Genomic DNA, 18,074 nt, shown 5'->3' with positions numbered 1-18,074 from the left:
GTCATGCCGCCACCTCCGCTGCGCTCCGGCGTCGGCCTGACCGCGGGACTGTGCTCCTGATGACCGGCTCCTCGCTCCGCTGCGGGCCGGTCATGGCACGAGTTGCCTGCGGTGGTCTTCGAGCTCCGCCGCGGCCAGCGCCTCGCGGGCGTGGGCGGCCCCGAGCAGGACCCGCTCGTCGTCCGGCTCGGTCTCGGCGCGGTGCTCCGCCGCGGTGAGCGCCGCCCGGCCCGCGCCGCCGAGCCGCAGCAGCGAGCGGGCCGCGTTGTGGGCCACCACGTACTCGATGTCGGACAGCAGCACGGTCAGCGCCGACGCGGCGGTGACGGCGCCCAGCTCGCCGAGCGCCTTCGCGGCCTCCGCCCGCAGGGCGACGGGGCGGTCCGGCTCGAGGGAGTCGAGCAGTGGCGCCAGGGCGGTGCGGGTGCCGAGGCGGCCGAGGGTACGGGCGGCGCTGACCCGCACGTCGATCGAGGGGTCCGCGCGGAGGGCGCTCTCCACCCGTACGGTGGCGCCGGCGGCACCGATGAGGCCGAGGACCTCCGCGGCGGTCGCGCGGATCGGTGCCCGCGGATCGTCGAGGCCGGCGAGCAGCGCCCCCTGTGCGGCGGTGCCGAGCCTGGTCAGCGCGGTCGCGACGACCTGCTGCGGCACCACGCGCCGGCTGGCCAGGGTGGCGAGCAGCGGCTGGGTCGCGCCGGCGTCGCCGATGCGGCCGAGCGAGCGGGCGGCGACCACCCGGACGTCGGGGTCGGGGTCGCCGAGCAGGTCGCACAGCGGCAGCAGCGCGTCCTTGCGGCCCAGGTTGCCCAGCACCTCGGCGGCCTGCGCGCGGGCGACCGGGTCACGGCGGCGCAGCCGGCTGCGGGCCCGCCAGGCGGCGCCGCGGCGCTCGAACACGTCGACGAGCGTGGTGTGCGCCTCGCCGCGGACCTTGCCCAGCAGGGCGATCGCGTTGGGCTCCACCGCCTGCCAGACCTCGTCGGACAGGCGCACGAGCGCCTCGACCTGCTCGGGGTCGTCGTCCCCGGCGGCGATGGCGAGCAGCAGCCGGCGGGCGGGCTGGGCGAGCCTGGCGCGGCGGGCCTCGCGGGCGCGGCGCACGGCCCGGCCGCCGACGATGAGGCCGCCGAAGACCAGCGCCGCGACGAGCAGGACGGCCAGCGCCACGAGGGCGGCGCCGGCGAGCGTCACGTGCGCATCCGCGCCAGCACGGCCTCGACGCGGCTCACCAGTTCCCGGGGGCTGAAAGGCTTGACGATGTAGTCGTCGGCGCCGGCGCCGAAGCCGACCTCCACGTCGCCCTCCTGGGCGCGGGCCGTGAGCAGGATGATCGGCAGTGCCTTCGTGCCGGCGTCCTGCCGCAGCTGGCGGCACACGTCGATGCCGGACATGCCGGGCATCATGACGTCGAGCACGACGAGGTCCGGCGGGTTCTGGGTCGCCTCGGTGAGCGCGGCGAGCCCGTTGTCGACCGCGACGACGTCGTAACCGGCCTGCTCGAGCTTGAAGGCGACGAGGTCCCTGATGTCCATGTCATCGTCGGCGACCAGGATGGCGGTCATGAGCAGTCATCGCCCCTCTCACCCTTTATGAGTTTTCATCATATGTGGCTTTTCGGGTGATTGTTCGCTGATCGACGAAGGACGCCGGCCTGCGGCCGGCGCCCCTTCTGTCTGGAGTACTCAGATCCGGGTCTGCCTGCCGCGGGCCTGCATGTGCTGCATGGGGCCGAGGTTGCCGGCCGCCGGCGGTCCCTGCGGGGGGCGTTCGTTGGCGGCGTGCGTCATGCCGGACGCCGACGCGATGCCGCGCGCGATGGTCGCCGGCGTCGCCGTCACGGGCCGGTTGGCGGTGGTCCCCGTCGTGGCGGCCGGGCGGTTGACGGTGGTCTTCGTGGCGGCCTCCTCGCAGAAGCGCTTGAAGCCCTTGAGGTCCGCCTTGAGCCGCCGGTTGAGCACCTCGACGGCGTGCTGCTCGGTCGGCATCAGCTCCCGGGCGTCGATCTGCAGCTCCGCGATGACCCTGGTCATGCCGTCGGCCATCGGCTCCAGCCGCAGCGCCTCGCTGACCTGCGGGCCGTCGAGGGCCTCCCAGCACAGGAACTCGCCGGGGCGCGTCTCGGTGATCCGGGCGTCGAACTCCGCGCGGTTGCCGCCGAGGTCCAGCACCATGTGGGCCGTCGAGGCGTCGATCGGCGCCATGCTCATCACCCCGGACATGAACTGCGGGTAGTTCTCGAAGTGGGTGAGCTGCTCGTACGCGACCCCGGCCGGGACGGCCACCTCGATGGACTCTCGCGCGGTGCTCATGGTGGTGTCCCCCCTAGCTCTCGGATGCCAAACACCGTACCGACGGGTAAGACCTAGTTGAGACCGATTCGCGGTTTCTGCAACGGTTGACAATGCCGATGGCCCCCGCGCCGTCGCGCGGGGGCCATCAGTCACCGGGGGAGGTGAGTAATCAGACGGTCAGGGTCCAGGTGTCCAGCGTGCCGGTGTCACCGGCGAAGACGTCCTGCACGCGGAGGGTCCACACGCCGTTGCGGGGCTCCGAGGAGAGGTTCACGGTGTAGGTCGCGGTCAGGTTGGCCACGTCGTCACCGGAGATCGAGGACTTGAGCTTGTAGTCGGTGCCGTCCGGGGCGATCAGGTCGACGCGCAGGTCACCACGGTCGGTGTGCTTCACGGCCACCTTGACGGTCGCGGTCTTGGAGGCGGTCCCGGTGCAGCCGGCGATGCTGACCTTGCTGCTGACGGTGGCGCGGTCGGCGATGAAGAAGTCGGTGTTGTTGGAGACCGCGGCGCAGGTGGCCGGCGTGGTCGGGGTCGTCGGCGTGGTCGGGGTGGTCGTCGGCGGGGCCGGCGGGGTCGTGGAGATCAGCGCGGTGGTGTTGAGCAGCTTGTTGGGCGAGCCGGAGCCGGCGCTCGTCACCTTGCCGCTGACGGCGGCGTTGACGATCGCGTCGCGGACCTGCGCCGGGGTGGCGGTCGGGTGACCGGCCAGGTAGAGGGCGGCCGCGCCGGCGACGTGCGGGGTGGCCATCGAGGTGCCGCTCATCTTGGTCGTGCCGGTGTTGCCGCTGTTGGCGCTGGACAGGATGCTCACGCCGGGCGCGAACAGGTCCAGGCAGCTGCCGAAGTTGGAGAAGCTGGCGCGGGCGTCCTTGCTGTCGGTGGCGCCGACGGTGATCGCCTCGGGCAGGCGGGCCGGGGACTTCGTGCAGGCGTTGGCGGAGTCGTTGCCACCGGCGACGGCGTACGTGACGCCCGAGGCGATCGACTTCTTCACCGCGTCGTCGAGCGTGGAGCCGGCCGAGCCGCCGAGGCTCATGTTGGCGACGGCGGGCTTGACGGCGTTCTTCGTCACCCAGTCGACGCCGGCGATGATCTGCGAGTAGGAGCCGCTGCCCTGGCAGTCCAGCACCCGGACGCCGACGAGCTTGACGTCCTTGGCGACGCCGTAGGTGGCGCCGCCGACGGTGCCGGCGACGTGCGTGCCGTGGCCCTGGCAGTCCGTCGCGTCCGCGTCCTTGTCGACGAAGTCGTAGCCGGACTTGGCGCGGCCGCCGAACTCGCTGTGGGTGAACCGGATGCCGGTGTCGATGATGTACACCGTGACGTTGCCGGCCGGGCCGTAGGTGTAGCTGCCGTTCAGTGGCAGGGCCGCCTGGTCGATGCGGTCCAGGCCCCACGTCGCGCCGGACTGGGTGGCCTCGACGTGGACGACGCGGTCCTGCTCGACGTACTTGACGGCCGGGTCGGCGGCGAGGCGGCGCGCGGAGGTCGCGCTCATCTTGCCGGAAAAGCCCTTGACGGTGCTGTCGAACCGTGCACTCACCGAGCCACCGACCTTGCCCGCGAGGGCGTCGGAGGACGTCGTCGAGCCGTCCTTCAGGACCACGATGTAGCGGTCCTTGAGCGCCCCGGCCTCGCCGGCGCCGCGGACGGTGCCCTCGGCGGGGGCGGCCGCGGCGGCGGATGCGAAGGAGAAGGAGCCGGCAGCGGCGGCGGTCATGGCCAGAACGGTGAGAACGCGGCGGTTCATCATATTTCTACATCCCTTGCTTTCAGGTCTGCTGTCATTGCCTTGCGGAGACAAGATTGCGGACCGTCGGTGGTGCTCCAGGGACCCGTCGGGTAGCAGCGCAGTTGCCCCGTCCCCTCGTTCGGGCCGCGGGCCGGCGATCGGTGGACATGGAAAAGGGCCGCCCGGAACGGGCGGCCCTTTTTCTCACGAGGGTCAGAGCTTGACGTTGAACCGCGGGTCGGCGGCGATCTTCTGGAACGCCGCGAGGGCCTCCGGGGTGTCGTCCATGCGGATGTCGTGACCGTTCTGGTCCTTGGCGGTCTCGAAGTAGACCAGGCCCTTGATCTGCGGCATCTTCGCCAGCTGCGGCAGGACGGTGGCGAACACGTTCGCCTTGTTTTTGCCGTCGACGACCGCCGACGAGTCGTAGACGCCCCACTCGGCGACCATGATGGGCTTGCCGGGGTGCTTGGTGGTGGCCCAGGTGTACCAGCCGGGGAACTTCGCCGCGTCGGTGGTGCGGTTCATCAGGTAGTTGAAGTCACCGGTGTGGAAACCGCCGGGCTGCGCGTTGTTGTAGGTGTCGACGCCGACCCAGTCCACCACGTCGTCGCCGGGGTAGAGGTCGCCCCACCAGGACGTGTTGTTCCACTTCTCGTAGTTCATGTAGGCGACGACGAAGACGGCGTTGGTGACCCCGTTGGCCTTCATGCGCAGGACGGTGTGGCGGAACATCGCGGCGTAGTCCTTGGCGGTCATGCCCGAGCCCGCGGTGGCGACGACGTCGTTCTCCGGCTCGTGGTGCAGGACCATGAAGAACTTCTTCGTGCCGAAGTTGGCCTTGATGTAGGTCGAGAGGCGGTCGATGCGGGCGTCCTGGTCACCGTTGGCGACGTTGGCCCACTTCGTGCCGTAGCCGACCTTCCAGTTCAGCATCAGCGTCCGCGGGTTGGCCGGGTCGCTGGTCATCGCGATTTCGCTCTTGGTGGGGAAGAGTTCGTCGCCCTTGTGGTACGTGTGGTAGATCGTCGACGTCCGGCCGCTCTTCTGCTCGAACGTCTTCAGCGCCTGGTCGCGCGGCACGTCGGAGAAGCCGCCGGCGGCCGCGCCCCACAGCACGCCGCAGGAGGGGACGAGCTTCGCGTCGACGGCGCAGCCACCCGCCGGCGTCGTCGGCACCGGTGTCGTCGGGGCGGGTGTCGTCGGGGCGGGCGTCGTCGGCGTGGCCACGGGCTTGGTCGGGGTGGGCGCCGGCTTGGTCGGCGTGGGGGTGGCCTCCACCGGCGGCTTGGTGGTGGCCGGCCGGACGACGGTGAGGTTCAGGCTGGGCTTGCCGGTGGCCGCCTCGGAGGACTTGAAGCGGGCCGGGGTGTTGGCGACCCGGGAGGTCACCGCGAACGTGTACGTCCCGGCGCCCTTGACGACCGCGCTGACGTCGAAGGTGACGGTGGCCGCGTCGCTCTTCGGCTTGACGTTGCTGACGACCGCGCCGATCGCCGGGTCGTTCTTCGCGGTCAGGGTCTTCTCGGTCCAGGTCGTGTCGGCGACCCGGCTCAGCGACAGGGTGCTCGGCAGCGCCTTGCTCTCCCGGGTCAGCACGACCTGGGCGTTCTTGACGGTCGCACCGGAGCCGGGGTTCGCGACCGTGAACTTCAGGTACGTGACCATCGTGTCGGTGCCGGAGCGGCCGGCGACGAGGGTGCCGGAGGCGCCGAAGTTGAACGACGGGCGGCTGCTGGAGCTGTAGCCGTCCTCACCCGCGCCGGCGCGGACGACGCCTGTGGTCGCGCCGGCGGCGCCCGCGGTCTCCGCGCCGGCCACGCCGGTGAGGGACACGGTGCCGGCGGTGGCACCAATGGTGAGGGCGGCGAGCGGCATCAATGCGCGGGTGTGGCGGCGAATCATGTATGTGGGCCCTTCCGTGGAGACAAATCCTGTGGAGCGGTGGTGCCGTCCGGCTGGTGTCATCCGGACCTCCACAAGATTCGCCACCTCGGGGTACACCCCCGGTTCGCCGTGCGTTGCCGTTCGGGTGCCCGGGCCTTGTGCGAGCTGTCCACAATGGACCTGGCAAACGTGCGGAGTGCGGAAACGCCAGGTGGTGTCGAGAAGTTGCCGCGCGGGTATGTGACGTTCACCAGTGATGCATCAGACGAACGGACAGAGTCGGCAACCTGCCTGTGACCAAAAGCCAACGCTTACGAACTAGTCGCTTAATTCCGGCGAACGTACTGTTAGGTAGGTAAGGCTCAACACTCAGAAAAGCCACATTTCAAGTAGCAGCTGACCGCTTCGACTCGAGGAGACTGAGATGACCCCGATGCTGATCTCGCGCCCGGCCGTTCACGTCGTCCCCGAGCTGACGGGGGAGCGCTGCGACAGCTGCGGTGCCGCCGCCAAGGCTCGCGTGACCTTCGGCGCCGCCGGTGACCTGGCGTTCTGCGGGCACCACACCAACAAGTTCGCCGACCGGATCGCCGCCACCGCCGACAAGATCGTGGTCGAGGCGGGCTTCGACTGGCGCGGCTGACACGCCGACCTGCGAAGGCGGGCTTTCCCATTGGGGAAGCCCGCCTTTTGCTTGCGCGCGTGTTGTCCGTTAGGTAGCGAAAAATCGCATATGTGATAGATAGCATCGGAGCGTGCGACGCAAGCCGAGCCCTCACCCGCGCCCAGCCCCGATGGTTGGCCGGCCCGTCACCCTGCTCGCCGTCGCCGGAGTGTTTCTCGTCGCGTTTTCGCTGTCTGTACCGGCGATGCTCCAGCAGGCGCTGTCCGGCCTTGCGATGCTCGTGGCGCTCGGCGCGGCCGGTGCGGCGGTGCTCCTGGTGCGGCAGCGGTCCGATCGGCTCAAGCGGTCGCTCGCCAGCTCGTCGGCGCGCAGCAAGGGGCTGGAGCGGGAGCTGCGGCAGCGCGCCACCCGTGACCCGGTGACCGGGCTGGCCAACCGGCGGCAGCTCACCGAACGGCTCGACAAGGTGCTCACCGGGGCGTCGCCGCCGGGGTTCACGGTCGCGCTCCTCGACCTCGACGGCTTCAAGGACGTGAACGACACGCTCGGCCACGAGGCCGGCGACGTGCTGCTCAAGCAGGTGTCCCACCGGCTGCGGGCGGCGCTGCCCGACGCCGACGTCCTGGCCCGCCTCGGCGACGACGAGTTCGCTGTCGTCTGGCGCGGCGCCTCGGATGCGTTCGAGGCAGCGTTCGCGCAGTTGCGGCCGTCGTACCCGGTGGCGGGGCGCCAGGTGCACCTCACCGGCAGCGCCGGGCTCGTCGCGGTCGGTGACCAGCGCAGCTCCGCCGACGTGCTGCGCGACGCCGGCCTCGCCCTGGACGCGGCGAAGACGGCCGGCAAGGACCGGGTCGTCCGGTTCGAGCCCGACCTGCGCACCGCCGCCACCCGGCACCGCGAGCTGGCCTCCGGACTGCGCCGGGCGCTCGCCGCCGCGGAGTTCGAGCTGCACTACCAGCCGGTCGTCCGCCTTCTCGACGAGCGGGTCACCGCGGTCGAGGCGCTGCTGCGCTGGCCGGCCGGCGGGGTGCCGCCGCTGACCTTCGTCCCGGTCGCCGAGGCCACCGGGCTGATCGTGCCGCTGGGCTGGTGGGTGCTGCGGCAGGCGTGCACCGACGCGCGGGCGTGGTTCGAGCGCGACGGGGTCGCCGTCACCGTCAACGTGTCCGGGCACCAGTTGCGCGAGGAGGACTTCGCCGAGCGGGTCCTCGCGGTGCTCGACGAGACCGGGCTGCCACCCGCCGCGCTGGTCCTGGAGCTCACCGAGTCCGTGCTCGTCGACGACGCGGAGCGCACGGCGCGTCTCGGGAAGCTGCGGGAGCGGGGCGTGCGGATCGCCGTCGACGACTTCGGCACCGGCTATTCGTCGCTGGCCTATCTCGTACATCTCCCGGTCGACATCCTCAAGATCGACCGGACCTTCACGGCGTCGGGCGTCGACTCCCCGCTGATGAAGGCGATCCTGCAGCTGGCGGAGGGGCTGTCGCTGCACACGGTCGCCGAGGGGGTCGAGACCGCCGCGCAGGCCTCGTCGCTGAAGGCGCTGGGCTGCCAGTACGCGCAGGGCTACCTGTACTCCCGGCCGCTGCCCGCGGCGCGACTGTCGTTTTGACGGTGTCACCCTGTCCGCAACCCGGCGGACACGGCGGTACACCTGCGGGAGCGTGTGATTGGAGGCAGCCGAAGGGGGTACAAGATGACGCCGCAGCTTCTGGAACACGTCCGGGCCGAAGCACTGTTCGTCTCCGACGTGCAGTCCTCCGATCCGATGAATCCCGAGCGCATCCGCACCGCGGTGATGCGCAGCGTCCGGCGGCACGGGCCGCGTGGCTGCGCCGCACTGGTCGCGCACGAGTTCGGGGAGCACCCCGACACCGCCGTCAACCGGATGGGCTGGGTTCTGGGCGCGGTACGGCTGGCGTACGCCGCCTGAGGTGTTCTTGTCGTACCCCTGGGTGAGAATCCGGGGTATGAGATTCGTCGAGCTGGCCTCCGTCTCCGCCGCTGTCGCGCGGACCTCGGGGCGCAACGCCAAGATCGACCTACTCGCCGACGCGCTGCGGAAGCTGGAGCCTTCCGAGCTCTCGCCCGGCGCCTCCTACCTGTCCGGTGAGCTGCGCCAGCGCCAGACCGGCGTCGGCTATGCGTCGCTGCGGGAGCTCCCACCGCCCGCCGAGACCGCCACGCTGTCGGTGACCGACGTCGACGAGGCCTTCGCCGCCATGGCGCGGCTGTCCGGCAAGGGCTCCCAGGCCGCCCGGCGGCAGCTCGTCGCCGACCTCTTCGGCGCCGCCACCGAGCCCGAGCGCCACTTCCTGATCGGCCTGCTCAGCGGCGAGCTGCGGCAGGGCGCCCAGGCCGGACTCCTCGTCGACGCCGTCGCCCGCGCCTCCGGCGTCCCCATCGCCCAGGTCCGCCGCGCCCTGCTGCTCGCCGGCGACCTGAAGCTCGTGGCCGTCGACGCCCTCACCGCCGGCGCCGACGCCCTGGCCGGCTATGCGCTCACCGTCGGCCGTCCGCTCTCCCCGATGCTCGCCCAGAGCGCCGCCACCCCCACCGACGCCCTCGCCGACACGGGCGTCCCCGCCGCAGCCGACACGAAGATCGACGGCGTCCGCATCCAGGTCCACCGCGACGGCGACCAGATCTCGGTCTTCAGCCGCAGCCTCGACGACCTCACCGCCCGCGTCCCCGTGGTCGTCGAGGCCGTCCGCGCCCTCGACGTCACCTCGATCGTCCTCGACGGCGAGGCCGTCGGCGTCGACGACACCGGCCGCGCCATCCCCTTCCAGGAGACCTCCAGCCGGGCCGCCCGCCGCGACGGCGCCGCCGTGCTCCAGCCGTTCTTCTTCGACATCCTGCACCTCGACGGCACCGACCTGCTCGACGAGCCGGCCTCCGTGCGCTGGGCGGCCCTGGAGCGCGCCGTGCCCGCCGGCCTGCGCGTCGAGCGCACCATGCTCACCTCACCCGAGGACGCCGAGCGCGTCTTCGCCGCCGCCGTCGCCGCCGGCCACGAGGGCCTCGTCATCAAGTCCGCCGCCGCCCCTTATGACGTCGGCCGGCGCGGCTCCGCCTGGGTCAAGGTCAAGCCCCGCCACACCCTCGACCTGGTCGTCCTCGCCGTCGAGTGGGGCCACGGCCGCCGCAAGGGCCTGCTGTCCAACCTCCACCTCGGCGCCCGTGACCCCGGCAACGGCGGCTTCGTCATGCTCGGCAAGACCTTCAAGGGCATGACCGACGAGATGCTCCGCTGGCAGACCGACCGCCTGAAGTCCCTCGCCGTCGAGGAGTCCGACTGGGTCGTCACGGTCCGCCCCGAGCTGGTCGTGGAGATCGCCTTCGACGGCGTCCAGAAGTCACCCCGCTATCCCGGCGGCGTGGCCCTGCGCTTCGCCCGCGTCCTGCGGTACCGCGAGGACAAGCGCCCCGAAGACGCCGACACCATCGACGCCGTCCGGGCCATCCACGCCTCCACGCACACCACCGACTCCTGACCCGTGAGCCCTTCGACTCTGCCCCGCCGCCATCCGACCACTCCACCGGCGGCCTGCCACTGAGCCTTCCCGTCCACTTCGACCCACACCGCCCACCCGCACCGCGACGGTTTGACTCGCGCTGTCCCGCCTTCGCCTTCGCAGTCAGGTCGGCTCGCGCCGTGCCGCTGGCGCCGGCGGTGTGGCTCGTGCCGTCCACTTGCGCCGGTGGTTGGGGCGGCGCTGTCTGCCCGGGTCGGCAGTTTGGGTGGCGCTACCCGCTCGGACTTCACGACATTCAGCAATTCTGAATTCTGGCAGCGGGCGGGCTGGCACCACCTGACTCGGCAGCGGGCGGGCCGCGCTGTCGGCAATACCGCGCTGCCACCTCCGGCGCCGGGCAGTGGGGGCCGGGCAGCAGCCTCATCTGGCCGGCACCGAACGCGGGCGTCGGGCACGTCGGCACGAGGCGCGCCGTCCGCGCTGTCAAACGGCGGCTGCCCCAGTGGCATGGCGGGGCGCGGCGGCTCTGGGTTCGGTGTGGCGCGCGCATCGGCGCGGCCTAGTGGCGATCAGGTCGTGATCCAAGGATGGTTCTGGTCGTGTGGGCAGCCGGATCCGTCCTTCGATCATGCGTCGCGGGGGAGCTGAGCGGGGGCGGGCTATGCGGGGGAGTTCTCGAGGTCGTCGAGGAGGTCCTCGGGTTCGGGGCCTCGGGCTTCCTTGCGGGCCAGGTAGGCGAAACCGCACAGCGTGAGGGCGGCCAGGAGCCACCACTGCAGGACGTAGCCGGCGTTCTGCAGGGCGTTCTGCTTCTCGGGAGCCACCGCGGTCAGGCCGGGGGCGGGCTGGTCGGTGCTGACGTAGGCGTTGTACACCGGGTAGGGCATCGACGGGGCGATCGCCGACGGGGTGATGCGGCGGATCTCCAGGCGGCCGTTGACCTCCTTCGGCTGGCCGCCGCGGCTCTCCGACGGGCGGAGGCGGCCGAGGACGGTCTGCTCGCCGGGCGGGGCGGCGGGCACCGACGGCATGGCGAGGGCGCCCGACTCGGCGGGGGGCACCCAGCCGCGGTCGACGAGCACGGCGGTGCCGTCGGGCAGGACCAGCGGGGTCAGGACCTCGAAGCCGACCCGGCCCTCGACGGTGCGGCCGCGGACCAGGATCTCGCGGGACGGGTCGAACCTGCCGGTGACCTGGACGCGGAGCCACTCCGTGTCGGCGTGGGGGGCGGCGCCGGTGGTGCCGGGGGCGCCGGCGGGGCGGGGGACGGCGTCGGTGAGCGGGACAGGGGTGGCCGACGTGCCCGCCGTGATGCGGGCGTTGATCGACGCGCGCTGGTGATAACGGTCGAGCTGCCAGAAGCCCAACAGCACCATGACCGTCGCGGCGGCGACGGTCAGCGCGGCGTAGCCGAGCCACCGGGGCGACGCGAGAAACCGGTACACAAGCAAGAACGGTATCCGGTGCGTTCCGGACAGTTGCGGTGGCGCCCACCCGGTATCGTCCGGGACACACGTTTGCCCCAACGCCAGAGGAGCATCATGAGCACGATCCCGAGGCTGGTGATCAGCGCGCCATCCTCCGGTCACGGCAAGACCGCCGTTTCCGTGGGCCTGCTGTCCGCGCTGTCGGCCCGGGGTTACCGGGCCGCCGGGTTCAAGATCGGTCCGGACCACGTCGACGCCGCGTATCTCGGGCTGGCCGCGGGGCGGCCGGGGCGGAATCTCGATCCGCGGATGATCGGGGCGAAGCGGGTGGGGCCGCTGTTCGCACACGGGGCCCAGTCGCTGGACATCGCGGTCGTCGAGGGCACGATGGGGCTGTTCGACGGGCTCGCGGGGCGCACCGACAGCGAGTCCACGGCGCAGATCTCCGGCCTGCTGCGGGCGCCCGTGGTCCTGGTCGTGGACGTCGGCGCCATGGGGCAGTCGGTCGCCGCTCTGGTGCACGGTTTCCGCGCGTACGACGAGCTCCTCTGGCTCGGCGGCGTCATCCTCAACCGGGTCGCCTCCTCGCGGCACGAGCAGCTGCTGCGCGAGGCGCTCGATGACATCGGGGTGCCGGTGCTCGGCGCGCTGCGTCGCCACGCGCTCACCGACATCGGTGACGCCGGCGCGCCGCTGCCGTCGCGGCACCACGGGGTCGCGCCGGTGGTGCACCACAACCTCGACGCGGTCCGCGCGGTGCGGCGCCTCGGCGAGGTGATCTCGGGGGCCGTCGACATCGACCGGGTGATGGCCCTGGCCCGCTCCGCGCCACGGCTCACCACCGACCCGTGGAACGCCGCGGAGGAGGTCGCCGCCGCGCGGGTCGCCGATCCGGCCGTCACGCGCATCGGCCGCCGCCCGATCATCGGGGTGGCGTTCTCCTACCCGGAGACCGCCGAGCTGCTCACCGCCGCCGGTGCCGAGGTCGTGCCGTTCGACCCGCTGCGCGACGAGGCGCTCCCCGCCGGCGTCGACGGTCTCGTCGTCGGTGGCGCGCTCCCCGAGTCGTACGCCGAGGAGCTCGGCTTCAACACCCGCCTCCGCGCCGCTGTCGCCGCGCACGCCGCGGCCGGCAAGCCGATCGCCGCGGAGGGCACCGGGCTGGTGTGGCTCTGCCGCGACTTCAACGGCCGGCCCATGTGCGGAGTCATCGACGCCTCGGCCCGCGAGACCGACCTGGTCGTCCTGGGCTACCGGGAGGCGACCGCCCGCACCTCGTCGGTGCTGCTCCCGGTGGGTGCCCAGGTCGTCGGGCACAAGATGCACCGGACCACGATCAGCCCACGGGCCGGCCTGCAGGCCGCCTGGACCTGGGCCGGCGGGCCCGCGGAGGGCTTCGTGCACCGCGGCGTCCACGCGTCGTACCTCGGCCTGCACTGGGCCGGCACGCCGTCGATCGCGTCCCGTTTCGTGGCCGCGGCCGGCGCCACCGCCACGCCCGTGCACGGGCAGTGGACGACACCGAGCACCCATCCTTATGGCCGTCCGTCCGTGGTACCGCCGGCGCAACCCCCGTCGAGCGGCACGACCCTGCAGTTCCCGGCCGCCCCCGTGAGCGGCACGGCCGGCGTGCCGGCGGCGCCGGACACGGGCGACGCCCGGATCGGCCTGACCAAGCCCGAGCCGGCGCGCACCCCGGCCCCGCCCGGCGCGAGCCCCGTCTCCGCCCCGGCCGGCTTCGCCCCGCCCGCCCCGGGCACGCCACCGGCCGCCAGCCCCGTGTCGGTCCCCGGCCCGGTCTCGGCACCGGCCGGGTACACCGCCCCGCCGGCGACGTACTCGCCGCCCGCCCCGGTGGTCGGCCCGGGCGCGATCGCGGTGACGAGCGCCCAGGAGCCGCCGACCGCCGCCCTCGTCGTCCAGGAGCCGCCGGCCGTGGCCGCCGCCCAGGACGACGACCAGTACGGCGAGCAGTACGGCGAGCAGTACGACGAGCAGCGCGGCGACCAGGACGAGCAGGACGGCATCGCGTCGAGCCCGTTCGGCCCCACCAGCCGGGTCGCGGTCGCCCTCGCCTCCGCGAGCCAGACCGCCGGAGCGGAAACCGCCGGAGCGGAGACCGCCGGGGAAACCGCGGCAGCGGAAACTGCCGGGGCGGAAACTGCGGTGACGAGCGGCGCCGGAGCGGACACCGCGACTGCTGGGGCGAGCATTCAGGTGTCTTCCACCGGGAACGCGCCCGCGACGGCCTCCGGGCTGCCATCGTCTGGGGTTGTGCCGACGACTGTCTCCGCCCCGCCCATGTCCACCTCGACCCCACTCGCGGGCACGGCCCCCGACGACGCCGCCGAGGCGGCCGGGACCGTCGCCGCGTCCAGCCCCGTGTCCGGGCCCGGCGTGGCCGGCGCGGGTGCCGTCGCGGCGGACGCCGTGATCGCGACCGGCCAGGCGGGCGCCGCCGAGGCCGCCGGCTCCGTCGGCGCGTCCGGGCCGGTGTCGACCCCTCCGTCGAGCGCCGGGAGCGGCCACCCGTGGCCGGGCGCGCCGGCGACGTCGGCGGCCGTGCCGGTCTCGTCCGCCCCGATGCCGACCGTCGCCGCGCCCGTGTCGGCGGCGCCGGGCGGGATGACGGTGATCCCCGCCGGCGAGCGCCTGGAGGAGGCGCCGACGGCGTACCTGCGGCTGCCGGTCCAGGAGAACGACCCGGTCTCCGCACCACCGGCCCCGACGCAGCGGACGGCCGCGACGCGGGAGCCGCAGGCGGAGGGCGAGGACGGCCCGCCGACGTCGGGCCCGCCCGCCGGCGGCGCGACGGAGGCCGCATAGTGTCGACCTGGTCGGTGGCGCTGCGCCGCTTCCCGTCGCTGTCGGTCCAGACGCCCAGGCTCACGGTGCGCCCGCTGTGCGCCGACGACGACAAGCGGGTCGGTGAGATCTTCGCCGACAAGCTCGTCCGGCGGTGGCTGCCGATCGCGCAGGACGACAACAGCGAGTTCGACGGCTACGCCTGGTGCACGGAGCTGGCCGTCGAGCGCCGGGACAGCGGCGCCGGCGACCACTACGGGATCGTGCGGCGCGAGGACGAGCGGCTCGTCGGCTGCCTGTGGACGAAGAACACGGACTGGCTGACCAGGTCGACGGAGATCGCGTACGCGGTGGCCCCCGACGCCCGCGGCTACGGCGTCGCGCCCGAGGCGGTCGACGTCCTCGCCCTGTCCCTGCTGCTGGAGCACCGGTTCCAGCGCATCGAGCTGCGGGTCGCTCCCGGCAACGTCGCGTCGCGGCGGGTCGCGGAGAAGGCCGGCTTCACGTACGAGGGGCTCATGCGCAACGCGGGGTCGCTGCACTCCGGCCGGGTGGACCTCGAGAGCTGGTCGCTGGTCCCGGCCGACATCAGCGGCGGGGTTTGAGCGCGCGGGGCTTGGCGTTCGAACCGTAGGCGACGAGATCGCTGGGCGGCGTGAACTGGCGCACGGCGGTGCCGGCGAGCGCGTCGCGCAGCGTCTCGGCGACCGTCTCGCGGGGCTTGCCGGCGTTCTCGGAGCCGACCCGGTGCAGCGGGTTGTCGGGGTCGGCGATGAACCCGGCGACCGTCAGCCCCGGCGTCATGCCGACGAACCAGGCGGCCCGGTTGTCGTCCGTCGTGCCTGACTTGCCCGCGACGGGCCGGCGGACCGTCGAGTAGACGCGCGCCGCGGTACCGGAGCCGCCGCAGTCACCCGTCGCCGCCTTGAACCCCGTGACGCAGCGGGCCGCGTCGATCGCGCCGCGGGCGACGTCCGGGGAGATCACCTGGGTGCAGCGGGGGCGGGCCACCGGTACACCTTTGGCATCCAGGGCCTCGGAGCCGTCCTGCTGCCGGATGGAGACGACGGGGATCGGCTCGCAGTGGGTGCCGTCGGCGGCGACCGTGGCGAACGCGCCGGCCATCTCGAGCGGGGTGGTGTCGGCGACGCCGAGGGTGAAGGCGCCCCAGGTCTTCGCCTTCGCGGGGGAGGCCTGCAGCTTGTCGATGCCGGTGCGCCAGTGCAGCCCGAGACGCTCGGCCATGCGGACCGCGGCCTCGGCGCCGACCCGCTGCTCAAGCTGCACGAAGTACGTGTTGACGGACCTGCCGAAGCCCGACCACATGGTGTGCCGGCCGGTCATGGACGCCGAGGCGTTGGAGGGGCACCAGCTGTCGAGGCCGCAGCGCGCCGGGCTGTCGCGGCCCGTCTTGTACTTGGAGACGAACGTCTTCGGCGAGTTGATCGCGGTGGACAGCGGCATGCCCTGTTCGAGGGCGGCGAGCATCGTGAACATCTTGAACGTCGACCCGGCCTGGTAGCCGGCCATGTCGCCGCCGCCGAGCAGCGGGTTGACGGTGTTCGGGTAGTTGCCGCGCAGCCGCTTGCGCTGGCGCGGGTCGGAGTGCGGGCCGTTGCTGGCGCGGTCGAGGGAGTAGTTGCGGTTCACGGCCATGGCCCGCACCAGCCCGGTGCCGGGTTCGAGGGCGACCTGCCCGAGCGCGTACGCGCTGCGGGTCTTCTCCCGCTTCAGCACCTGCGCCTGCGCGATGTCCTGGATCCGCGGGTCGAGCGAGGTGACCACGGTGTACCCGCCGCGCCGCAGCCGGTCGAGGCGCTCCTGCGGGTTGGCGCCGAGCCCGGGCTGCGCGGCCCACCAGGACCGGAACATCGCGCAGAAGAACCCCCAGCCGGCCCTGGTCTCCAGGCAGTCGTTCGGTGGTTCGCTGAGCTTCAGCGCGATCGGGGTGGCGCGGGCGGCGGCGGCGTCGGTGGCGTTGACGTACCCGAGCGCGGCCATGCGGTCGATGACGTAGTCGCGCCGGGCGGTGGCGGCCGTCGCGTCGGTGGCCGCCGGGTCGTACGAGGACGGCGCCTGCACCAGCCCGGCCAGCAGCGCCGCCTCGGGCACGGTGAGGTCGGCGGGGCGCTTCGAGAAGTACACCTCGGCGGCGGCGAGGACGCCGTAGGCGCGGTGACCGAAGTAGGCGACGTTGAGGTACCGCTCCAGGATCTCGGTCTTGCTCATGTGCTTCTCGAGCTCGATGGCGAGCTTCATCTCGCGCAGCTTCCGGGCGCCGGTCTGCTCGGTCGCCTCCGACACCTCGGCCGGGGTGTCGGCGCTGTCGCGCAGCGCGTTGCGCACGTACTGCATGGTGAGCGTCGACGCGCCCTGCGACACCGAGCCGGCCTTCTGGTTCGCGACGAACGCCCGCGCGACGCCCTTGAAGTCGACGCCGTGGTGCTCCCAGAAGCGGGCGTCCTCGGCGGCGACGATGGCCTGCTGCATCGTGGGCGAGACGGTGTCGAGGGTGGTGTACGTGCGGTACTCCTCGTAGAACTGGGCGAGGAGGGTCGTGCCGTCGGCCGCGTAGACGTGGCTGGTCTGCGCCGGCAGGGAGGACCGCAGCGCGCCGACCGGCATCGCCAGGGCGTCGGTGCCGCGCTTCACGCCCACGCCGGTGAGCGCGACCATGGGATAGACCAGGGCGGCGATCGCGAGCCCGACGATGAGGCCGGTCCGGACGAGGGCCAGGAATCCGCCGGCCACTCGTAGCGTGCGCGCGATCACACCTCCAAGCTAGGACAATTCGCCGTTCCGTACGCGACGATCGCCTGATGCTGCGGTTCCACGGCGATGCCGAGGTCGCGCCGGGTCTGGTCGATCTGGCGGTCAACGTGCGACAGGAGACACCCCCGTCGTGGCTCACGGACCCGGTCACGGCGTCCCTGGCGCACCTCGCGCGGTACCCGGACCGGACGGAGGCGACCGGGGCGATCGCGGCGCGGCACGGCCGGCCGGTGGACGAGGTGCTGCTGACGGCCGGCGCGGCGCAGGCGTTCACGCTGCTCGCCCAGGTGCTGCGCCCCCGGCACGCGGTGGTGGTGCATCCGCAGTTCACCGAGCCGGAGAGCGCGCTGCTGACCGCGGGCCATGCCGTGGACCGGCTGCTGCTGGACCCGCGTGACGGATTCACACTGAAAGATCCGCCGGAGTCGGCAGATCTCGTCATCGTCGGAAACCCCACCAATCCAACCTCATGTCTGCACGAATCCGGGCAGATAGCGTCGTGGGTTCGGCCCGGCCGGACGGTCGTCGTCGACGAGGCGTTCGCGGACACCGTGCCGGGAGAGCCCGAATCGCTCAGCCGCAACCGCGACGTCGTCGTCATCCGCAGCCTGACCAAGACCTGGGGCCTCGCCGGCCTGCGCATCGGCTACGTCCTCGGCCCCCGCGACCTGATCGCCGAGCTCGACCGGCACGCGCCGCTGTGGAGCGTCTCCACCCCCGCCCTCGCCGCCGCCACCGCCTGCGCGTCGCCCCTCGCCGTCGAGACCGAGCGGGCCATCGCCGAGCGGCTCACGGCGGACCGAGACCATCTCGTCGCCGCGCTGCGGGCCGCGGGTGTCGAGGTCGCCGGTGTACCACGCAGCTCGTTCGTCCTGGTCAGGGTCGTCGATGGCGGGCGGGTCCGGGAGGCGCTGCGCGGGCACGGCTTCGCGGTGCGACGTGGCGAAACGTTCCCGGGACTGGGCTCGGACTGGTTACGTATTGCGGTGCGGGACACTGCCACGAGTGACGCGTTCGTCGCGGTGTTGTCCAAGGTACTGGGAGGGTGAC

14 protein-coding genes are annotated in these 18,074 nt (G+C 72.6%); 7 read left to right on the top strand and 7 right to left on the bottom strand.

Annotated elements, in window-relative coordinates:
* Positions 1 to 90 precede the first annotated feature (90 nt).
* The 5 genes from ACFY3L_RS36030 to ACFY3L_RS36010 all read right to left on the bottom strand — a co-directional run bounded on the left by ACFY3L_RS36030 (position 91) and on the right by ACFY3L_RS36010 (position 5,934).
* Positions 91 to 1,194, bottom strand: a complete 1,104-nt coding sequence (locus tag ACFY3L_RS36030; RefSeq protein WP_389334633.1) for a HEAT repeat domain-containing protein — start codon at positions 1,192 to 1,194, stop codon at positions 91 to 93.
* The gene (locus ACFY3L_RS36025; RefSeq protein ID WP_203847576.1) at positions 1,191 to 1,565 is read right to left on the bottom strand and encodes a response regulator transcription factor; all 375 of its coding nucleotides are present in this window, start codon (positions 1,563 to 1,565) and stop codon (positions 1,191 to 1,193) included. The genes ACFY3L_RS36030 and ACFY3L_RS36025 overlap by 4 nt, the downstream gene beginning before the upstream one ends.
* Before the next feature lie 120 nt (positions 1,566 to 1,685).
* Entirely contained in the window at positions 1,686 to 2,312 is a 627-nt protein-coding gene (locus ACFY3L_RS36020; RefSeq protein WP_389334630.1) for an SRPBCC family protein, read from the bottom strand.
* 151 nt (positions 2,313 to 2,463) lie between these two features.
* Positions 2,464 to 4,017, bottom strand: a complete 1,554-nt coding sequence (locus ACFY3L_RS36015; RefSeq protein WP_389334627.1) for a S8 family serine peptidase — start codon at positions 4,015 to 4,017, stop codon at positions 2,464 to 2,466.
* 225 nt (positions 4,018 to 4,242) lie between these two features.
* Entirely contained in the window at positions 4,243 to 5,934 is a 1,692-nt protein-coding gene (locus tag ACFY3L_RS36010) for a DNRLRE domain-containing protein (RefSeq protein WP_389334624.1), read from the bottom strand.
* A gap of 406 nt (positions 5,935 to 6,340) precedes the next feature.
* On the opposite strand from ACFY3L_RS36010, the gene ACFY3L_RS36005 reads away from it, so the two are divergent.
* The 4 genes from ACFY3L_RS36005 to ACFY3L_RS35990 all read left to right on the top strand — a co-directional run bounded on the left by ACFY3L_RS36005 (position 6,341) and on the right by ACFY3L_RS35990 (position 10,038).
* Positions 6,341 to 6,559 (top strand): hypothetical protein, encoded by a 219-nt coding sequence (locus tag ACFY3L_RS36005; protein ID WP_033364102.1) that lies wholly within the window; start codon positions 6,341 to 6,343, stop codon positions 6,557 to 6,559.
* A gap of 112 nt (positions 6,560 to 6,671) precedes the next feature.
* Positions 6,672 to 8,153 (top strand): putative bifunctional diguanylate cyclase/phosphodiesterase, encoded by a 1,482-nt coding sequence (locus ACFY3L_RS36000; protein ID WP_389334621.1) that lies wholly within the window; start codon positions 6,672 to 6,674, stop codon positions 8,151 to 8,153.
* An 84-nt stretch (positions 8,154 to 8,237) separates the two neighbouring features.
* Entirely contained in the window at positions 8,238 to 8,474 is a 237-nt protein-coding gene (locus ACFY3L_RS35995; RefSeq protein ID WP_389334617.1) for a hypothetical protein, read from the top strand.
* 37 nt (positions 8,475 to 8,511) lie between these two features.
* Positions 8,512 to 10,038 carry an ATP-dependent DNA ligase gene (locus tag ACFY3L_RS35990; protein ID WP_389334614.1) on the top strand — a complete coding sequence of 509 codons (1,527 nt, stop codon included), beginning with the start codon at positions 8,512 to 8,514 and terminating at the stop codon, positions 10,036 to 10,038.
* 641 nt (positions 10,039 to 10,679) lie between these two features.
* Here ACFY3L_RS35990 and ACFY3L_RS35985 read toward each other — a convergent pair.
* On the bottom strand, positions 10,680 to 11,465 hold the full coding sequence (locus tag ACFY3L_RS35985) for an SURF1 family protein (RefSeq protein WP_389334611.1): 786 nt from the start codon (positions 11,463 to 11,465) through the stop codon (positions 10,680 to 10,682).
* 96 nt (positions 11,466 to 11,561) lie between these two features.
* Between ACFY3L_RS35985 and ACFY3L_RS35980 the strand changes: the two genes are divergently transcribed.
* Positions 11,562 to 14,273 carry a cobyrinate a,c-diamide synthase gene (locus ACFY3L_RS35980; protein WP_389334608.1) on the top strand — a complete coding sequence of 904 codons (2,712 nt, stop codon included), beginning with the start codon at positions 11,562 to 11,564 and terminating at the stop codon, positions 14,271 to 14,273.
* Entirely contained in the window at positions 14,273 to 14,857 is a 585-nt protein-coding gene (locus ACFY3L_RS35975; RefSeq protein WP_389334605.1) for a GNAT family N-acetyltransferase, read from the top strand. The genes ACFY3L_RS35980 and ACFY3L_RS35975 overlap by 1 nt, the downstream gene beginning before the upstream one ends.
* Here the strand turns inward: ACFY3L_RS35975 and ACFY3L_RS35970 are convergent.
* Complete coding sequence (locus ACFY3L_RS35970; protein WP_389334602.1) at positions 14,841 to 17,024, bottom strand: transglycosylase domain-containing protein; 2,184 nt, start codon at positions 17,022 to 17,024, stop codon at positions 14,841 to 14,843. The two genes, ACFY3L_RS35975 and ACFY3L_RS35970, sit on opposite strands and share 17 nt — an antisense overlap.
* Here ACFY3L_RS35970 and cobC point away from each other — a divergent pair.
* A complete protein-coding gene (gene cobC / locus ACFY3L_RS35965; protein ID WP_389334876.1) occupies positions 16,991 to 18,073 on the top strand; it encodes an Rv2231c family pyridoxal phosphate-dependent protein CobC in 1,083 nt (360 codons plus the stop codon). The two genes, ACFY3L_RS35970 and cobC, sit on opposite strands and share 34 nt — an antisense overlap.
* Position 18,074 lies beyond the last annotated feature (1 nt).

The sequence above is a fragment of the Dactylosporangium sp. NPDC000521 genome (genome assembly GCF_042898305.1).
Lineage (GTDB): Bacteria > Actinomycetota > Actinomycetes > Mycobacteriales > Micromonosporaceae > Dactylosporangium.
This window is presented reverse-complemented; position numbering and strand designations above follow the sequence as displayed.

Coding starts and splice junctions, on each gene's coding strand:
- ACFY3L_RS36020 (WP_389334630.1), bottom strand. CDS start 2,312: ATGAGCACCGCGCGAGAGTCCATCGAGGTGGCCGTCCCGGCCGGGGTC.
- ACFY3L_RS35995 (WP_389334617.1), top strand. CDS start 8,238: ATGACGCCGCAGCTTCTGGAACACGTCCGGGCCGAAGCACTGTTCGTC.
- ACFY3L_RS36010 (WP_389334624.1), bottom strand. CDS start 5,934: ATGATTCGCCGCCACACCCGCGCATTGATGCCGCTCGCCGCCCTCACC.
- ACFY3L_RS35980 (WP_389334608.1), top strand. CDS start 11,562: ATGAGCACGATCCCGAGGCTGGTGATCAGCGCGCCATCCTCCGGTCAC.
- ACFY3L_RS35990 (WP_389334614.1), top strand. CDS start 8,512: ATGAGATTCGTCGAGCTGGCCTCCGTCTCCGCCGCTGTCGCGCGGACC.
- ACFY3L_RS36025 (WP_203847576.1), bottom strand. CDS start 1,565: ATGACCGCCATCCTGGTCGCCGACGATGACATGGACATCAGGGACCTC.
- ACFY3L_RS36005 (WP_033364102.1), top strand. CDS start 6,341: ATGACCCCGATGCTGATCTCGCGCCCGGCCGTTCACGTCGTCCCCGAG.
- ACFY3L_RS36015 (WP_389334627.1), bottom strand. CDS start 4,017: ATGACCGCCGCCGCTGCCGGCTCCTTCTCCTTCGCATCCGCCGCCGCG.